At 45.6% G+C, this 18,442-nt stretch carries 16 protein-coding genes; 4 read left to right on the top strand and 12 right to left on the bottom strand.

The genetic code is table 11. From position 1 onward, the window contains the following. Positions 1–24 precede the first annotated feature (24 nt). The 5 genes from AC6H3C_RS04770 to AC6H3C_RS04750 form a co-directional block, all read right to left on the bottom strand. Positions 25–276 (bottom strand): hypothetical protein, encoded by a 252-nt coding sequence (locus tag AC6H3C_RS04770; RefSeq protein ID WP_497519537.1) that lies wholly within the window; start codon positions 274–276, stop codon positions 25–27. A gap of 116 nt (positions 277–392) precedes the next feature. Further along, a complete protein-coding gene (gene ispE / locus AC6H3C_RS04765; RefSeq protein ID WP_497519536.1) occupies positions 393–1,205 on the bottom strand; it encodes a 4-(cytidine 5'-diphospho)-2-C-methyl-D-erythritol kinase in 813 nt (270 codons plus the stop codon). 51 nt (positions 1,206–1,256) lie between these two features. Continuing rightward, a complete protein-coding gene (gene gcvP / locus AC6H3C_RS04760) occupies positions 1,257–4,124 on the bottom strand; it encodes an aminomethyl-transferring glycine dehydrogenase (RefSeq protein WP_497519535.1) in 2,868 nt (955 codons plus the stop codon). A 106-nt stretch (positions 4,125–4,230) separates the two neighbouring features. Then, complete coding sequence (locus AC6H3C_RS04755; protein ID WP_497519534.1) at positions 4,231–4,872, bottom strand: MBL fold metallo-hydrolase; 642 nt, start codon at positions 4,870–4,872, stop codon at positions 4,231–4,233. Between the two features lie 8 nt (positions 4,873–4,880). Beyond that, positions 4,881–5,498 carry a protein-L-isoaspartate(D-aspartate) O-methyltransferase gene (locus AC6H3C_RS04750; RefSeq protein WP_497519533.1) on the bottom strand — a complete coding sequence of 206 codons (618 nt, stop codon included), beginning with the start codon at positions 5,496–5,498 and terminating at the stop codon, positions 4,881–4,883. Positions 5,499–5,673: 175 nt separating this feature from the next. Here AC6H3C_RS04750 and AC6H3C_RS04745 point away from each other — a divergent pair, with 175 nt between their 5' ends. Together AC6H3C_RS04745 and AC6H3C_RS04740 are read left to right on the top strand one after the other, a co-directional pair. Continuing rightward, a complete protein-coding gene (locus AC6H3C_RS04745) occupies positions 5,674–6,513 on the top strand; it encodes a hypothetical protein (RefSeq protein ID WP_497519532.1) in 840 nt (279 codons plus the stop codon). A 228-nt stretch (positions 6,514–6,741) separates the two neighbouring features. After that, complete coding sequence (locus AC6H3C_RS04740; RefSeq protein ID WP_497515874.1) at positions 6,742–7,950, top strand: ISAzo13 family transposase; 1,209 nt, start codon at positions 6,742–6,744, stop codon at positions 7,948–7,950. A 3-nt stretch (positions 7,951–7,953) separates the two neighbouring features. On the opposite strand, the gene thpR is transcribed toward AC6H3C_RS04740, so the two are convergent. Beyond that, complete coding sequence (thpR, locus tag AC6H3C_RS04735) at positions 7,954–8,388, bottom strand: RNA 2',3'-cyclic phosphodiesterase (protein ID WP_497519531.1); 435 nt, start codon at positions 8,386–8,388, stop codon at positions 7,954–7,956. Beyond that, a complete protein-coding gene (locus AC6H3C_RS04730; protein ID WP_497519530.1) occupies positions 8,388–8,975 on the bottom strand; it encodes a DUF4294 domain-containing protein in 588 nt (195 codons plus the stop codon). The genes thpR and AC6H3C_RS04730 overlap by 1 nt, the downstream gene beginning before the upstream one ends. A 110-nt stretch (positions 8,976–9,085) precedes the next feature. Between AC6H3C_RS04730 and AC6H3C_RS04725 the strand changes: the two genes are divergently transcribed. Together AC6H3C_RS04725 and AC6H3C_RS04720 are read left to right on the top strand one after the other, a co-directional pair. After that, positions 9,086–10,357 (top strand): arginine deiminase, encoded by a 1,272-nt coding sequence (locus AC6H3C_RS04725; RefSeq protein WP_497519529.1) that lies wholly within the window; start codon positions 9,086–9,088, stop codon positions 10,355–10,357. Positions 10,358–10,371: 14 nt separating this feature from the next. Next, positions 10,372–10,905 (top strand): RNA methyltransferase, encoded by a 534-nt coding sequence (locus tag AC6H3C_RS04720; RefSeq protein WP_497519528.1) that lies wholly within the window; start codon positions 10,372–10,374, stop codon positions 10,903–10,905. A gap of 67 nt (positions 10,906–10,972) precedes the next feature. On the opposite strand, the gene AC6H3C_RS04715 is transcribed toward AC6H3C_RS04720, so the two are convergent. The 5 genes from AC6H3C_RS04715 to rpsO form a co-directional block, all read right to left on the bottom strand. Then, complete coding sequence (locus tag AC6H3C_RS04715) at positions 10,973–12,724, bottom strand: tetratricopeptide repeat protein (RefSeq protein ID WP_497519527.1); 1,752 nt, start codon at positions 12,722–12,724, stop codon at positions 10,973–10,975. 95 nt (positions 12,725–12,819) lie between these two features. Further along, positions 12,820–13,458 carry a deoxynucleoside kinase gene (locus AC6H3C_RS04710; protein WP_497519526.1) on the bottom strand — a complete coding sequence of 213 codons (639 nt, stop codon included), beginning with the start codon at positions 13,456–13,458 and terminating at the stop codon, positions 12,820–12,822. A gap of 76 nt (positions 13,459–13,534) precedes the next feature. Next, positions 13,535–15,637, bottom strand: coding sequence for a prolyl oligopeptidase family serine peptidase (locus AC6H3C_RS04705; RefSeq protein WP_497519525.1), 2,103 nt, complete (start codon positions 15,635–15,637; stop codon positions 13,535–13,537). A gap of 138 nt (positions 15,638–15,775) precedes the next feature. Beyond that, a complete protein-coding gene (gene pnp / locus AC6H3C_RS04700; protein ID WP_497519524.1) occupies positions 15,776–18,013 on the bottom strand; it encodes a polyribonucleotide nucleotidyltransferase in 2,238 nt (745 codons plus the stop codon). Between the two features lie 109 nt (positions 18,014–18,122). Next, on the bottom strand, positions 18,123–18,392 hold the full coding sequence (rpsO, locus tag AC6H3C_RS04695) for a 30S ribosomal protein S15 (protein ID WP_497519523.1): 270 nt from the start codon (positions 18,390–18,392) through the stop codon (positions 18,123–18,125). Positions 18,393–18,442: the final 50 nt, after the last annotated feature.

Here is an 18,442-nt window from a genome sequence, read left to right as displayed (position 1 = left end):
TGTATAGTCAGAATGACTGCACCATTATTTCCAATAGCTTTCGTCACACATCCAGGCTTCAAGGGCCAGTTCCGGATCAACCTCGGGAGCAGGTTCAGAGATCGCTTCGTTTTGTTTTTTTTTCCAGTAATCGTCTTCGGTCATCCATGCCTCAATTTTAAGTTCTTCTTCCTGCTCGGGAATAAAGATTTTTGGATTCACTTTCGCATTGATGCCGGTTAAACCAACAACCACGATTGCCAGAATAAATGCAATTTGATTCACATGTGTTTTCATAACTTTAAGACTTACTTGTTTTTGTTTCTGATTGTTTTCAATCGTATAGACTAATAAAAACAAGATTCGTTACAAGTAAACCCGTTAAAGTTTGTAAAACTTATCTTAAGGAAATCTTAAAGGCGTATCCGGTATACCTGATAATCATCCGGGAAAAGGCTTTCGATGCCCCTTTTCTCGGTTCTGAAAAGTCCGTAAACCGCAGAACCGCTACCCGACATTAACGCAAAGGCCGCTCCCTGATCATACAATTTTTGTTTGATCTGCCCTACCTCGGGATGAAGCTGAAATACATAGCGTTCAAACTGGTTCAGGATGTTCCCTTTCCACTTGTTTACCGAAAAACCAATTAATCCTTTTAAGGAAAGACGAGGCCTTTGCGGAACAATATTCTGATAGGCTTCGGCCGTGGAAATATGAACGGGAGGTTTGACGATAATCAGAAAATATTCCCTGAGCATTAAGCGGATGTCGTTCATAATCTCACCTCGTCCCGTGGCATAAACTGGTTTTCCATGAATGAAAAACGGACAATCACTACCCAGTTGCAAGGCATAGCTCATCAGTTTTTCCTCCGGTATTTCCAGATTAAACAGGTTATTCAACAAAACAAGCATACCGGCAGCATCGGACGAACCGCCACCTAATCCTGCCCCTGTCGGAATATTCTTATGCAGATGAATATGAACATTTGGAATCGTATAATCGGCCTTCAACAGGCCGTAAGCCTTCACCACCAGGTTTTCCATCGGATCACCTTCCAACGCCAGCCCGGTTATATCAAACTTAAAATCATCCGCCGGCACAACTTCCAGGGCATCCTGAATTTGTACCGGATAGAAGATGGTTTCCAGGTTGTGGAAACCATCCGGGCGTTTCGCGGTGATTTGCAACCCAATGTTAATTTTCGCAATCGGATAAGTAATCATATTGTCTAAAACTTATCCAAAGTTACAAAAAGGCAATCACAAAATCGCTACTTATTGATAACTCTCCGTTGGAGCACAGGTACAAACCAGGTTTCGGTCGCCAAAAGCATCATCAACACGCCCTACTGGTGGCCAAAATTTATTTTCTTTTAACCACGCAAGCGGAAAAGCGGCTTGCTGTCTGCTGTAAGGATGTTCCCAACGATCCGATGTAACCGTTTCGGCCGTATGAGGAGCATTTTTAAGCGGGTTATCCGTCTTATCGAGTTTCCCGGCGATAATGTCCTGAATTTCCAGATAAATCGAACTCAGGGCCTCAATAAAACGATCCAGTTCTTCTTTCGCTTCACTTTCAGTAGGCTCAACCATTAATGTTCCGTGAACCGGAAACGACAAGGTTGGCGCATGAAAACCATAATCCATCAGGCGTTTGGCAATATCGGCCTCGGTAATACCCGATTCGGCTTTAAAATGACGGCATTCCAGGATCATTTCGTGAGCAACCCTGCCTTTTTCGCCGGTATAAACAATTCCGTAGGTCTCTTTTAGCGATTCAGCGATGTAGTTAGCGTTCAGGATGGCGATTTCAGTGGCGCGTTTTAAGCCGTCGGCGCCCAGCATTTTAATGTACCCGTAAGTGATCGGCAAAACGGATGCGCTTCCCCAGGGGGCTGCCGAGACCGCTGTAATCCCGATATGACCGTTATTCATCACGGCATGAGACGGTAAAAATTCCACCAGATGTTCGGCCACAGCGATTGGCCCTACACCCGGACCACCTCCGCCATGTGGAATGGCAAATGTTTTATGCAGGTTGAGGTGGCAAACGTCGGCCCCGATTCGTTTCGGGTTGGTTAATCCCACCTGGGCGTTCATATTGGCGCCGTCCATGTAAACCTGTCCGCCGTTACGGTGGATAATTTCGCACATTTCGATGATGGATGACTCAAACACGCCGTGTGTTGACGGATAAGTAACCATGAAAGACGACAAGGTATCTTTATATTCCGCGGCTTTCTGACGAAGAGCTTCCACGTCAACATTCCCTTTTTCGTCGCAGGGAACAACCACGACCTCCATCCCGGCCATCACGGCGCTTGCCGGGTTGGTTCCGTGAGCTGAAGCCGGAATTAAAACCACGTTTCGCTGATCTTCTCCGCGGCTCAGGTGATAGGCACGAATCACCATCAACCCGGCATATTCGCCGGCAGCGCCGGAATTTGGTTGTAAGCTCACGTCGGCAAACCCGGTAATTTCGGATAGATCACGACGCAATTCTTCCATCATTTCCTGGTAACCGCGCGCCTGGTTCTTAGGCACAAAGGGGTGCATCCCTCCAAATTCAATCCAGCTCAACGGCAGCATCTCCGTGGCCGCATTCAGTTTCATGGTGCAGGAACCCAGCGGGATCATCGAGTGGGTCAATGAAATATCCCGGTGTTCCAGTTTTTTGATATAACGCAGCATTTCCGTTTCGGAACGGTACTTATTGAACACCTCCTGCTGCATGTATTTGCTGTTACGCTGATTGGCAGCGCTAATTTTTGACTGATCGGGATACCCTTTTATTTTCGGATACGAAAGTTTATTGGCCGCTTTGGCAAACACCTCAATAATCCAGTTAATATCATCCAGATTTGTAGTTTCGTCGATGCTTAATCCCACCTCACCATTCTCAAAATAACGGAAGTTCATCTCCAGCTCGAGCGATAACCATTCAATATCTTCACGTTTCACATACTTGGGCAAGGAAAAACGGATGGTATCAAAGAAATTCGTGTTGAGTTGTTTATAACCAAGTGCCGTAATTTCTTTTTCGAGTAAAACCGCTATCCGGTGGATCCGCTCGGCAATCTGCCTGATCCCCTCGGGACCGTGATAGACGCCGTAAAAACCAGCCATTGTTGCCAGTAGCGCCTGGGCGGTACAAATATTCGAGGTAGCCCGTTCGCGTTTAATATGCTGCTCGCGGGTTTGCAAAGCCATGCGTAAGGCCCGGTTTCCGTGATGATCTTTTGAAACTCCGATCATACGGCCGGGCATATTGCGTTTATAGGCATCTTTTGCTGCAAAAAATGCCGCATGCGGACCGCCATATCCCATTGGAACACCAAATCGCTGCGAACTGCCAAAAACAATGTCGGCCCCCCACTCTCCCGGAGGAGTCAGGATCGCCAGGCTGAGCAAATCAGCAGCAACAGCCACCTTAACATCATGGGCATGGGCCTTTTCAACCAGTTCGGCGTATGAAACGATTTCGCCGTTGGCATTCGGATACTGGACAATTGCACCGATAACGCCGTCATCGAAGCGAAAGTCAGCGGCGTCCAACACCTTCAATACAATATTTAAAGGAACAGCACGGGTTTTCAACACATCGAGCGTTTGCGGCCAAACAGACTGATCGACCAGCACCACATTGGCTCCGGCTTTTACCTGATCGCGTGAACGGGCGTTGTACATCATGATCATCGCCTCGGCGCCTGCCGTTGCTTCATCGAGCAAAGAGGCATTGGCCAGTTCCATGTCGGTCAGTTCGCAGATCATGGTCTGGTAGTTCAGCAAAACCTCCAGACGGCCTTGTGAAATTTCGGCCTGATAAGGTGTATATGATGTATACCAAACCGGATTTTCCAACACGTTCCGCAGAATAACAGCCGGTGTAATGGTGTCGTAATAACCCATTCCGATATAGGTATTGAATACCTTGTTCTTTTTAGCCAGGGCCAAAATCTTGCGGTAATATTGCCGTTCGGTGAGTCCGTCTTCCAGTTGCAACGGTTTTTCCAGCCGGATATTTTCAGGAACAGTCTGATGAATCAACTCATCCAATGATGAAACGCCAATCTTTTCGAGCATTTTCCGGATATCCTGTTCCCGGGGGCCGATGTGTCTGGCCGCAAATTTATCACTTCCCATGCGTATGAATATTATGTCTTTAATTTTTATCCAATAATAGAATGAAGTTCAGGGATAAAAAATGATTTTTACTATCCTTGAATTACAAACATCCACAGAGTTTTTTTTAGTCCATTAAAAACGGATTGGACAGTTTTTCAAACCCGATGCTGGTTTCCGGCCCGTGACCGCTGTAAACCACCACCTCTTCGGGTAAAACCAGTAGTTTCGATTTGATATTTCCGACCAATTGCTCGAAGCTTCCCTGAGGCAAATCCGTACGCCCGATGCTTCCGTAAAAGAGCACATCGCCGGCCAGCAGAAACTTTTGTTCCGGATGATACAACACCAGACTTCCGGGAGCATGTCCCGGGACATGAATCAGTTCGAGCTGTGAGTGGCCAAACTGAACCAAATCGCCTTCATCAATTAACTGGTCCGGCGCGTCAACCGGCTCAACCGTCATTCCAAACAACGCTGCCTGAGATACAACATTTTCAACAAGAAACAGGTCGCCGGCATGCGCCAGAAACGGGATCTGGTATTTCGACCGACAATAAGATATTCCCAGGATGTGGTCGAAATGGCAATGGGTATTTACCAGCTTTACCGGCTTAAGGTGATTCTTTTCAATAAAACCGGTCAGTTCGTGTTGTTCATCATCGAAATAACATCCGGCGTCAACAATGATGCATTCGCCGGTTTCATCATATAGAATGTACGTATTCTCCTGAATCGGATTAAACGTGAATTTCTGAATCTGTATCATACTGAAGTTTATTTTTCTGTTCCCTTTAACATGGGGACAAAGACAAATGTTCCGTGCGATTCCTTCTTAAACTCTTTTTCATCTACCCGGGTGATCACCGTCATAATTTGCTTGTCTGTTTGGCCTAAAGGAATAACCAGCCGTCCGCCAATGCGAAGCTGTTGCAAAAGTTCATCAGGAATAACCGGGGCTCCTGCTGTGACAATAATCTTATCAAAAGGTCCGTAAGTGGGCAGTCCTTTATAGCCGTCGCCGTAAAAGAATTTTGGATGATAGCCCAGTTCAGGCAACAATTGCTGAACTTTCAGGTACAACTCGCGCTGACGTTCAATGGTATACACATTGACACCCATTTCTACCAGAACAGCTGCCTGATAACCGGAGCCCGTACCTACCTCGAGAACTTTTTCATTCTTTTCCAGTTGCAGTAGCATCGTTTGAAAGGCAACGGTATAAGGCTGTGAGATGGTTTGACCGGCCCCAATCGGGAAAGCTTGATCTTTGTAGGCAAACTGGATAAAACTGCTGTCCATAAACAAATGACGGGGCACTTTGGCAATCGCCTCGAGTACTCTCTGGTCTTTTATTCCTTTAATTTTAAGACCTTCGACCAATCTTTTTCTCATGCCCTTATGCCTCAACGTATCGCGGGGATCCATCTTCTTTTTATATTTCTAACAAAAATAGTTTAAAAAGCCGTTCGGGTAACAACCGGGAAAAAATACATTATCAACAAGCACGGTTGAAAAGTTCTCGCTGATACCGGACATTAAAATAGCTTTTTATTTCTAATTTGCAGCTATGATCAGAGTAGGCATACTTTCGGAAGCAAACTCGGTAACCCGGTCAACATTGTTGATCAACAAATTCAGAGAACTGAAAATTACGGGTGTATCCGCTCCTGTGTTCGGGGTCCCGGAGAAAATGACTGTTTCTCAGGCTGGTGAACTGATCAATGGGTCAGATGCCATTTACCTGGAAACGCCGTCTCCGGGCCTGGCGCTGCTAAGAACAGCCATCCGTAAAAGCAGTCACATCTTTACCCGGTTTCTTCCCAAGCTTTCAATCCCGGAAATCAAAAGTCTGATATGCCTGGGAGATGAAGCCGGCTCCGTTATCCAGATTTTCAATCCTTACATATTTCTTTCAGAGAACCTGGAGATTTACGGCGACCTCCTGTCGCCGCTGCTGATTAATATCCGTATGGCCGCCAGCGCCGGAATAACTTACGACGACCAGTTGTTGTACCTGATCCTTTACCTGATCCATCAGGACAAAACCGAACCAAAAAAAACCGAAGCACTGATGTTGGAAGGCGATGATCATTCTTTTGTTCTGGATCTGCGGATTTCTTTTCACTCCGGTACCGTGGGGCATCTGGTTTTTTCGACCCGTTTTACGGGTAACCAATCGATGATCGAAATTTTCAGGAAGGAAGACGCTGTCATTTCATTTCAGTTGGCGCCGCTAAATGAAACAAAACTTTTTTCTTCGGAGCAGAATGCACTCAGACACTTTGTAAGCGCTATACGAAACAGGCCGGCGATCCTTGTTTCGATGAATGAATTGCTGCAGGCACAAAATATCATGCACGAAATCACCGAAAAACTGAAATACAGCGGCAGCAGTTTATTGGTATAAACCCCAAGCAATTATTTGCTGCATCGACTGGCGTCAGCACTCACTTAGCGGAAATTTCATCAAGGGCGTATAAACCGGTCCGGTAGCTTTTAGAATACTTTCATAGAAGATGATCTCCTTTACCTGAACTTCCTGGTATTCTCCCCCACCAGCACAATTTAAGACCCGGTAAAAATGAGCTAAGGATTTGATACGAAATAATATGTACATTTGAAAAAAACAAAATGTATGCAAAGCGATAAACTTTTACAGGAAAAATATGATTTGCTATTGCCCCATTTAGATGAAAAAAGCAAGCGTCTGTATTTGGCATCAGAATCGATCGGGCATGGGCGTGGGGGTATAAGTAAAACTGCTAAACTTACTGGGTTTTCCAGGGTGACGCTAACGTCAGGGATTAAAGAATTGCGGTCGGCAGATGTAAACAAGATTGATTTAAAAAGCAACCGAAAGACTGGTGGTGGCAGAAAAAAGCTGACAGACAAAGAAATTGGATTAACAGAAGCTGTCCGCGAATTGGTAGGCCCCCATACTGTTGGAGACCCGATGAATACACTTTTATGGACAAGCAAGAGTACGAGAAAGATAGCGGTGGAGTTAAAAAGGAAAGGGTATAATGTTAGCTATAACGTAGTTAACCGTATATTGAGTTCCGAAGGGTTTAGCTTGCAGGGTAATAAGAAGGTTGACGAAGGCGGGGAACACGAAGATAGGGATGCACAGTTTGAACATATCAACAAAGTGGCGACAGAATTTATTGCTTTAGGGGACCCGGTTATTTCGGTAGATTGCAAAAAGAAGGAATTAGTGGGGAATTATAAGAATTCAGGACAAGAATGGCACCCAAAAGGCGGATCCCCCGAAGTAAAGGTTTACGATTTTGTCGACAAGGAACTAGGGAAAGCCATACCTTACGGGGTGTATGATATAGAGCAAAACCAAGGCTGGGTAAGCGTTGGGGTTAATTACGACACAGCTAAGTTTGCCGTTTCATCCATACGGAACTGGTGGTATGAAATGGGGGCGGGTTTGTACGGAAAATCAAAACGCCTGTTCATAACAGCAGATGGTGGCGGGAGCAACAGTGCGAGAAGCCGTCTTTGGAAATCAGAAATACAGTCACTTTCAAATGAGTTGGACATGGAAATAATTGTAAGCCATTTTCCGCCAGGGACAAGCAAATGGAATAAAATTGAACACAGGATGTTTTCATATATCTCCATGAACTGGCGGGCAAAACCACTGACAAGCCTACAGGTAATAGTAAGCCTGATTGCAGCTACGACAACAACAAAAGGCTTGTTGATAAAAGCAAAAATCGATGACACGGTCTATGAAAAAGGAATTAAAATAATAGATGAGGATTTGAGAAAGATAAATATCACAAAAAACGATTTTCATGGAGAATGGAATTATTCCATTGTACCAAATATGTAAAGTTTATTTTGTATCAAGCCCTAAGTCTTTCAACTGTTTGATCCGGGCCAGCGTTAGGTGCGGTTTAAATGCCTTTCCAACCGGGGAAAATCCGGCGCCGGCCATAAGTTCGTTTAAATCGGTAACCAATTCGTGTAGCTGCCTGCTTTCTTGAACCTCAACGAAAATGACACCCGGAACACCACGATGTTTGAATGATGAAACCCCTTGAAGCCGCAATGAAAATGATTTAGCTGTTTTGGACAATTGCTGCAATGCCACTTTTATCGCGATCAATCCTTCATCCGGGGTATCGCCTAAAAACCGCAGGGTTAAATGAAGGTCATGTCCCGGAACCCAGCGAATCTGTTCACCCGACAAGTTTTTCTTCAACTGAAAGACCAGCTCGCTGAATTCAGCATTCAGGCCGACGTTTATGGCAATAAAGGTCCGTTTCATCAGAACATGCCAATTTCGATGTAAAAAATAATTTCTTCAATCAACCGGTCTTCCACAACCGGGTCGTATTCGGCTTTCAGGTCGTTCCCGAACAAACGGGCCACTCCCTGCCAGAAGAATGCTGTAACGCCTCCTTTCAGGTCTTTAATCAACTCATATGAGGTGCGTTTCGTTTCCCGGTCAATCAGCTTAATCAGTATCCGTCCTTCCGAAACCGAGAGTTTCTTCAATTGAGGGCCATATTCATCGAATAATTCTTGTTCAGCCTGCTTCACGAATTTTTTCCGTTGTTTCGGATCATTCGTTGCCAGAAAGCGGGCTTCGTATTGTTTCATGATTTCGGCTGCTTTTTGAGCATACGGATAAACCTTTTTGACCCGCATGGCCAACTTCCAGTATTGCTGTTCCATCCTGCGCGACTTAAACTTACTCCGGGGATACACCGTTATGGGCTCCAATTCGCGGTGCGGCAAGGTATCCCCGTCTTCCCGGATGGCTTCAAGGTAGTGCAGCGAATCTTTCTGCTGTGTGTATCCGTCGAACACGGGCACTAGACTGAAAAATATGACGATAAAAATCAGCTTCATAATCAGGGAACGAAGATAATATGTTATTAAACCAAAACGAACAAGTTTTTATCAGATTATCTGTCAGCCCAGAGTATTATCTTTGTTAAAATTTCTGAAAAGGGTTACATATGAAAGAAAAGATGAAGGTCAATCTCACCTCCGAGTTTGGGGAACTCGAAGGAGTGATCATCCATACACCCGGCCTTGAAGTAGAAGAAATGACTCCGGAAACAGCCAAACGGGCGCTTTACAGCGATATCCTGAATTTATCGGTGGCCCGCGAAGAATACAAACAACTGAAAGGAGTTTTGTCTGCCGTCAGTCCATGTTACGAAATTACAGATCTGCTAACCGAGGTTTTACAGGACGAAACCGTGAAAGTACGTCTTTTAAGCGAGATTTGTCTTCAGGAGAATGCAGAAGACATCTTCCCGGGCTTAAATGAGTTGGGATCGAATGAACTTGCCCGGCAGCTCATCCAAGGGGTACCCATCAACCGGAACAACCTGACTCGTTACCTCAGTCAGGAGCGGTTCAGCCTCTGGCCACTTCACAACTTCCTGTTTACAAGGGACGCATCCATGGCCTTTGGCAACCAAGTGCTTATCGGGAAAATGGCTAACAAGGTACGCGACCGGGAAGCGCTGATCATGGAATATATCTTTCATCATCATCCAACGCTTAAGGCCAAAACCCTAAACCCGCAGAAATCCGAAAATTTAGCTGCCGGAAAAAATCTGTCGATTGAAGGCGGTGATTTCCAGGTAGCCCGCGAGGACATCCTGGTCATTGGCGCCGGTATCCGGACCACCACGCAGGGCATCGATTTCATCTTGGAAGGGATAAAGGCCGAAAAAGGACCTGTGAGGCACATCCTGGTCCAGGAACTGCCCGACATGCCCGAGTCGTTCATTCACCTTGATATGGTGTTCACCTTCCTGGATAAAGACACCTGCATGGTGTACCAACCGCTCATCCTCGGAACAAACCGTTTTCATACCATCCACATCCAGGTTGATAACGGCGAGGTACGCAAAATCTCGGAAGAACAAAATCTTCCGAAAGCCTTGCAAAAACTCGGGATGGATTTGAAGCCTGTTTTTTGTGGCGGAAGTAACGATATGTGGGCCCAGGAACGGGAACAATGGCACAGCGGCGCTAACTTCTTCGCGTTTAGCCCCGGACAGATCATCGGCTATGAGCGAAACGTAAACACCATTGAAGAACTTAGCAAACAGGGATTTGAAGTGATCAGAGCCCGTGATATTCTTGAACAGACAGCCGTAATCCCGGCCAAAAAGAAATGTGTGATCACCATCGCCGGCTCGGAACTGGCGCGGGGTGGCGGCGGCGCCAGGTGTATGACGATGCCTTTTCGCAGAAAAGCGGTTGATTGGTAAAAATAAACAGAACTATGCGTAAACTACGTACACAGGAGTTAAACCGACTGGAACCGGACCAATATAAACAGACAGAAAAAATTCCGGTCATTGTGGTCCTGGACAATGTCAGGAGTTGCAACAACATTGGATCTTTTTTCAGGACTTCTGATGCGCTGCTGATTGAAGAAATTCATTTATGCGGCATTACGGCCACCCCGCCCAATAAAGAAATACATAAAACAGCGCTCGACGCGGAGAAAACGGTTCATTGGACTTATTTCGAGCATACGGAAGACTCAGTTAGCCAACTCCGGGGAAAGGGCTATCGCATTTTTGCAATCGAGCAAATCGACAAAAGTATCCTGTTGCCTGACTTTATGCCCACGCCAACAGACAAGCTGGCCTTGGTTTTTGGCAACGAAGTGAAAGGTGTCCAACAAAGCGTAATTGACTTGTGCGACGGCGCCATTGAAATCCCGCAATTCGGCACGAAGCATTCATTTAATGTCTCGGTAAGCGCCGGTATCGTGTTGTGGGATTTGTTTAAAAAAATCAGGTACAGATAACGCGTGACAGAATAAGAAAAGCGGCCTCAAATGAAGCCGCTTTTCTTTTTATCTTTTTGCTTTTGTACTAACGTACAATGGCTTGAAATTTCGGTTCGTTGAAATATTTGGCGAATTCCATGTCCGTAGCAATTTTAGCTTTCAGCTCAGGATTTATTTTAACAGCAGCTTCCAGACTTTCGTACATCAGGTTTTCTTTTGCTGTACGGGCGCCTACAACGGCTTTTAAATATTCTGAAACGAAGCAGTTTTCCCAGGTGCAGCTTTCCAATGACTTCAGTGCGCCGTTGTTATCGCCGGCCAAAATTTTAGCCAACCCGGCATTGGGAGAATCAGAGTCGCCCAACAGTTTTACAGCTTTGTCGTATTCGCCTTTTTTGATGGCAACAATACCCAGGTTGTAGTTTACTTCGCTGCCTGCACCCGATGCAGCGCCAAACAGTTGTTCAGCTTTTGCCAGGTCGCCTTCAACCAGTGCAATAACGCCTAAGTTGTTTTTGATGATTGGCTCGTCGTTTTTCAGTTTTTCTGCTTTTTCAAACAATGGTTTGGCATCCGTATATTTCATTTGCTGGGCCAACACCATACCGGCGTTATTCGGACCTCTCCAGTCGTTCGGATAAACTTTGATGAACGAGTTGTAGATGGCCAGTTGTTTGTTTTTGTCGGTCGTCAATGTAGCAGCATACAACAGTTCAGCCGGGTTCAATGAAGCAGGATCTGAATCTGCCAAAGCGGCAATTTCTTCGTCAGTTTTACCAATCAGGTCAACACTTGTTGTAATCTTGGCGCGACGCAATTGCGGAAGAATTTCATCAGCCACTGAAGTGAATGCCTGAGACAGGTTCTTAATTTCGCGTTCGCGGACTTCAGGATCAGAATACATGGATAGTACACGCAGGATCAGTTCTTTGTCCTGAATGTTTGATTTTTCCATCAATTCTTTAAATCCGTCCCAGTCTTCGGGAGTGAATTTTGTTTTCAGTTCAGCTTCAATTTTATCTTTTTTCAGCTGATCTTTCACGTATTTACTTGAAGTTCCTTCACGATTTTCAGACAACCTGGTATTCAGATCGAGTGCACCGTCGGGAGAGGCGTAAGCCGAAACCTCAACACCTTTCAGATCTTTACGTTCTGCGTTGAAAGCGTCTTTTGTATATTCCCTCAGCTTAACAATGTCTTCGGCCGTTAACTCGGTATTGCGAAGAACAGCGCTGTTGATCAGGTAGTGAATATCAGCCGTGTACGAATCCGGGACAATACGCTGGAATTTATCGATGTTCGGATCATAAATTCCGGTTGTGTTCTTCTCGCGCTGAACGCCAATAATCGGCGAAGGGAAATTCACCACCATCGTTGAGGTAGCAATAACCCCGTCGGCCAGTTTAATCGGATCAAAATCAAGGCTTTTTACTCCTTTCGAAGCGGTAATCCGAAGTTCCAGATCCGACAGGCGCATGGCATCCGTGTAGTCAACCGCATCTTTATAGGCAAAACTACCGCCGTTGTAACTGATTACTTTGTTGTTCGCATCTACTTTCTCTCCTTGCAACGTAACCGGTTTAAAAGCAGTTTCTCCACCTTCATATTTCAGGACCGGAGTAGCAACAAGCGTTACTTTTCTATTGAAATAGGATTCAGGGAAACGCCCGTCAATAGCAACATCCACGTCGCCGCCGTGTGTTTCAAGAACTTCAGGAGTAACTTGGAAGTTAATCTGATCAGCATTCTTCTTCATTTTCTTCAGGGCAGAGCAGCCGGAAAGTACTAAAGCTGCCAGCACAATCGAGGCAAGAGGTTTAAAGTTTAATCTTTTCATTTTGACAGTGTTAAAATATTGATTTCGTAATTAACCCATTAATATTTACAAAAATAGCAATGTTTTAATGATTTAAAAGAGGCAACAATGCTTTTTTAATCCAACAAAACACGATTTATTCCGGGTCGATACCCCTTATCAAAAATAATACCAATCAGCCGTTTATAATCATCCGGATTGTCCACAAAATCGATATTATTGGTATCAATCAGCAAAACCGGAAAATCCAATTGTTGCCTGAAGAAACTAAAATACCCTGTGCTAATCTTATTAAGATATTCAGCATCAATGTTTTGCTCATACCGTCGTCCTCGCTTCCGGATATTCCGCAACAAATTTTCGACGTTCAGGTGCAGGTACACGTATAAATCGGGTTTTGGTATCTTGTCGTATATTATTTTGAAAAAACGATTATATAATTGATACTCGTCGTCCGACAAGGTGTTCTGCGCAAAAATCAAGGATTTCATAAAGTAATAATCAGACACCAGAAATGCGCTGAATAAATCAAACTCCTGGATATTTTTACTCAGTTGATTGTAACGATCGGCCAAGAATGACATCTCAAGCGGAAACGCGTATTTATCCTGATCCTCATAAAAGCGGGGCAGAAAGGGGTTATCGTCAAATCCCTCCAGAATGGTGCGGGCGCCAAAATCTTCGGCAATTTTATTTGCCAGCGTGGTTTTTCCCGAACCGATATTTCCTTCTATGACTAAGTAATTGATTTTCATAACGCAAAAATCCCGGAAGCCTATTACTTCCGGGATATAAAAATACGATATTTAAAACGGATACCTGCTGCGTGAATTACATTTTTACCCCCAAATGAAAAAACATAAACGACCAGACATCCATGTACTCGTCGATCACCTTCGTGGTCGGTTTTCCGGCTCCATGACCGGCTTTGATATCAATCCGGATCAAAACGGGCAACTTGCCGGCCTGGCATTCCTGCAAGCGGGCAGCATATTTAAATGAATGTGCCGGCACCACCCGGTCGTCGTGATCAGCCGTAGTAACCAGTACTGCCGGGTATGCGACTCCTTTCCGAAGGCAGTGATAAGGCGAATAGCCGTACAGGTATTCAAACATTTCCCGACTGTCGTCGCTGGTGCCGTAATCTCCGGCCCAGGCCCAGCCAATGGTAAACCGGTGAAAGCGTAACATATCCATCACCCCAACGGCAGGCAAGGCTACTTTAAACAGATCGGGCCGCTGATTGACCACTGCCCCCACCAGCAATCCGCCGTTCGATCCGCCCATGATCGCCAGTTTATTCCGATTTGTGTAGTTGTTGGCAATCAGGTACTCTGCCGCCGCAATAAAGTCGTCAAAAACATTTTGCTTCTGCAACTTAGTCCCCGCCTTGTGCCATTCTTCACCATATTCGCCTCCTCCGCGCAAATTAGCCACGGCCAATATCCCGCCGTTCTCCAGAAATACCATACGTGTTGACGAAAAAGAAGGAGTCAGGCTGACATTGAAGCCGCCATAACCATACAACAAAGAGGGGTTGTTCCCGTCCATCTTCAGGTCTTTTTTGTGAACAATGAACACAGGAACCTTCATCCCGTCTTTCGATGGATAAAACTCTTGCTTCACCAGGTAATCATCGGGGTTGAACCGGACTTCGGGCCGGTAGTGCAGGCGACTTTCCTTCTTCTCAAAATCGTATTGATAAATCTCGCCCGGCGTATTGAACGACTGGTAATTGTAAAAAGCAGTCTGTTCGTCTTTTTTACCGGAAAAAGACTCGACGCTTCCGATTCCCGGCAATTCAATCGCGTAAGCAAAATCGCCTGCATAATCATAAACCTCCAGCTCACTTCTGGCGTCTTTCATATACTTAACGATCAGTTTCCCGGCGGCAAAGTCTGCCGACTCCAATACATGTTCCTTCTCTGGAATAATCTCCTGCCAGTATTTTTCTTCCGGCTCCGCGATGTTCAATTTTATCAAACGATATTTCGGGGCCTGATAATTTGTCAGGATATACAAATCGTCGCCAACATTATCAACAACATTAAACTCATAATCAAAACTTTCCATCACCGGCACAAATCGGGTGCCTTTTCTGTTCAGGTCTTTCACCGATAAGGCATTTCCACTCGTTGACTCGCTGATGGTTACATACAGAAAACGCTTGTCTTCAGTGACTCCGGCTACAAACATTCGTTTTGGCTTTTCGCTGTCTTCCATGACGAGCATATCGTCGGCCTGGGACGTACCAAGTTTGTGGTAATATACTTTTTGATATTCATTCGACTGAGACAGCCGGCCTCCATCAACCGGCTGATCATAAGCACTGTAGAAGAAGCCTCCATCGTACCAGCTGATACCTGAGAATTTCACCCAAACGATGTGATCATCCAGAAGTTTGCCGGTTTCCATGTTTTTTACAAAAATCTCGTTCCAGTCGGAACCGCTGCGGGCAATTTTATAGACCAGGTATGTGCCGTCGTCTGAAATTTCGACGCCCGAAAGGGCAATTGTTCCGTCATCCGACAGGGTATTCGGATCGAGTGCGACCTGCGGTTCGCCGTCAAGCGAATCGGTCATATACAGCACGCTTTGGTTTTGTAAACCATCATTTTTATAGAAGAAATACCTGCCGGCTTTTTTGGAAGGAACCCCGTATTTGGGATAATCCAGCAAATCGGTCAGTTTTTGCCTGATTACTTTCCGGTTTGGAAGCTTGCTCAGGTAGGCAAAAGTAACGGCGTTTTGCGCTTCCACCCAGGCGCCCGTTTCGGCCGAGGTGTCGTTTTCCAGCCAGCGGTAAGGGTCTTCAACCTCAGCGCCAAAGTAACGATCTGTTACCACAAGTTTCTTTGTTACAGGATATTTCACCGTTTGATCAGTACACGAAATCATCAATAAGAATACCATGAAACAGCTTAAATCTTTCATTTCCGGATAATTTAATTTTCAGTTCTTTACACGTCATTATCCGTCTCTTTTTTCCCGGAACATTACAAAATTAAAAAAAATCAAAGGTGAAAAAAAATGCCCGATAAACGGGCATTTTATATCTAAGCATGACATTTTTTATCTTCTGTTACGGTTATCACGCCGGTCGCGGTTGTCGCGATTATCACGCCGGTCGCCGTCATCTCTTCGGGGAGGGCGGTTTTCGCGTTCCGGGCGTTCCACATAACCTTCAGGTTTCGGAAGAAGCGCCTTGCGGGAAAGTCTCAATTTGTTGTCACGATCAATATCGAGCAGTTTCACCTCAACTTCCTCTCCGACTTTCAAAACGTCTTCGGTATTCTGGATACGTTCCCAGGCGACTTCAGAAACGTGCAGCAGTCCCTCTTTTCCCGGAAGAATTTCGATAAAAGCGCCAAAGGTTGTAATCGATTTTACTTTGCCTTTGTAGATTTCACCCTTTTCAGGAAGGGCAATGATCCGCTTGATCCGTTCTTTTGCAGCATCGAGCGCTTCTTTATTTAAGCCGGAGATTTCGACATAGCCAAAGTCATCGCGTTCTTCAATAACGATGGTTGTTTTGGTTTCTTCCTGCAACTTTTGGATGTTTTTACCGCCAGGTCCGATAATCGGACCAATCATGTCTTTCGGGATCTGAACCGTTTCCACACGCGGTACATTCGGTTTAAATTCGGCACGCGGTTCCGAGATAACTTCCAGGATTTTACCCAGAATGTGTTCGCGACCTTGTTTGGCTTGTTGTAAGGCCTGCGACATCACCTCGTAAGAAAGGCCATCCACTTTAATGTCCATCTGTGTAGCCGTAATCCCTTTTTCGGTACCGGTTACTTTGAAGTCCATATCGCCCAGGTGATCTTCGTCGCCTAAAATATCTGAAAGGATCGCGAATTTTTTGTTTTCATCGGTGATCAGCCCCATCGCAATCCCCGAAACCGGTCGTTTCATTTTCATTCCTGAATCCAGCATCGCCATGGTACCGGCGCAAACCGTAGCCATCGAGGATGAGCCGTTTGATTCGAGAATATCTGAAACGATACGCACCACGTAAGGAAAATCTTCCGGGATCATGCGTTTCAGGGCGCGGTAAGCCAGGTTCCCGTGACCAATTTCACGGCGGCTCAAACCGCGCGGCGTTTTTGCCTCGCCCACGCAGAAGGGAGGGAAATTATAGTGTAACAGGAATTTTTCGGTTCCCTGCACGGTTACACCGTCGATAATTTTTTCATCCATCTTAGTTCCCAGGGTAACCGACGAAAGCGACTGGGTTTCGCCCCGGGTAAAGATTGACGAACCATGAGAGCCCAGCAGGTAATCCACCTCGCCCCAAATAGGGCGAATTTGGGTGGTTGTACGGCCATCCAGACGAATTCCTTCGTCCAGAATCATGCGGCGCATGGCTTCTTTTTCCACATCATGGTAATATTTTTTGATGAGCTTCACATGTTGCTCCAGGTCAATCTCTGCATTTTCGGCATTCGCCTCCCGGTAAGCAACAATATACTCGTCAACAAGCCCGCTAAACGACGCCATACGAAGTTGCTTGTCGGCAATACGCTGTGTGGCAATTCCGTAGCATTTTTCATACAGATCGGCATGTACTTTTTGGCGCAGGGTCTCGTCGTTCACCTCGTGGCAGTATTCGCGTTTGGGTTTGCCCGCTTCGGCAGCCAGTTCTTCCTGAACTTTACAGTGAACACGAATAGCCTGGTGCGCCACTTTAATCGCGTCGAGCATATCTTCTTCCGACACTTCGTCCATTTCGCCTTCCACCATCATGATGTTGTCGTAGGAGGCGCCAACCATAATGTCGATATCCGATTCTTTCAACTGCGCGGCGCTCGGATTGACCACAAACTTGCCATTAATCCGGCCCACGCGGACCTCTGAAATCGGGCATTCAAACGGAACGTCTGAAACGGCAATGGCAGCAGAAGCAGCCAACCCCGCCAGAGCATCAGGCATCACATTTTCATCAACAGAGATCAGGGTAATCATCACGGCTGTTTCGGCATGATAATCGGCCGGGAACAACGGACGCAGAGCACGGTCAACTAAACGTGCGATCAGGATTTCATCGTCGCTGGGACGAGCTTCCCGTTTCAGGAACCCACCAGGAAAACGACCTGCTGCGGAGAATTTTTCACGATAATCCACAGAAACAGGCATAAAATCAACATCTTCTTTGGCTTCTTTGGCTGATACAACAGTTGCCAGCAACATGGTATCACCCATTTTTACAACAACTGCCCCGTCAGCTTGTCTGGCCAGGCGTCCGGTTTCGATACTAATTGTCCGTCCGTCTCCAAGGTCAATTGTCTTAATAATTGCTTGACTCATAAATAAATTTGAACTAAATAATTTAACAATACGTACTGTGTGATCCGTGGCGGGGATTTCAAAAATAATAAAAGGCAATAAATTTATTGCCTTTTATTATGAACAATTTTTAGCGGCGTAAACCGAGTTCTTTTATGATATGCCGATATCTTTCAATATCTTTTTTTGCCAGGTAATCCAGCAAACTACGACGTTTACCTACCAGGCTGACCAATGCGCGTTGCGTGCTGAAATCTTTTTTGTTTTTCTTCAGGTGCTCAGTCAGGTGAGCAATCCGGTATGAAAACAAGGCAACCTGCCCTTCGGCCGAACCGGTATCCGTTGCATTTTTACCAAATTTTGCAAAAAACTCTGCTTTCTTTTCAGAAGTCAAATACATACTTTTTATTTTTAAATGGTGATACAATGTTTAAGCCGCAGCATCGCCTT

The organism is Gaoshiqia sp. US2, from assembly GCF_059705485.1.
This window is presented reverse-complemented; position numbering and strand designations above follow the sequence as displayed.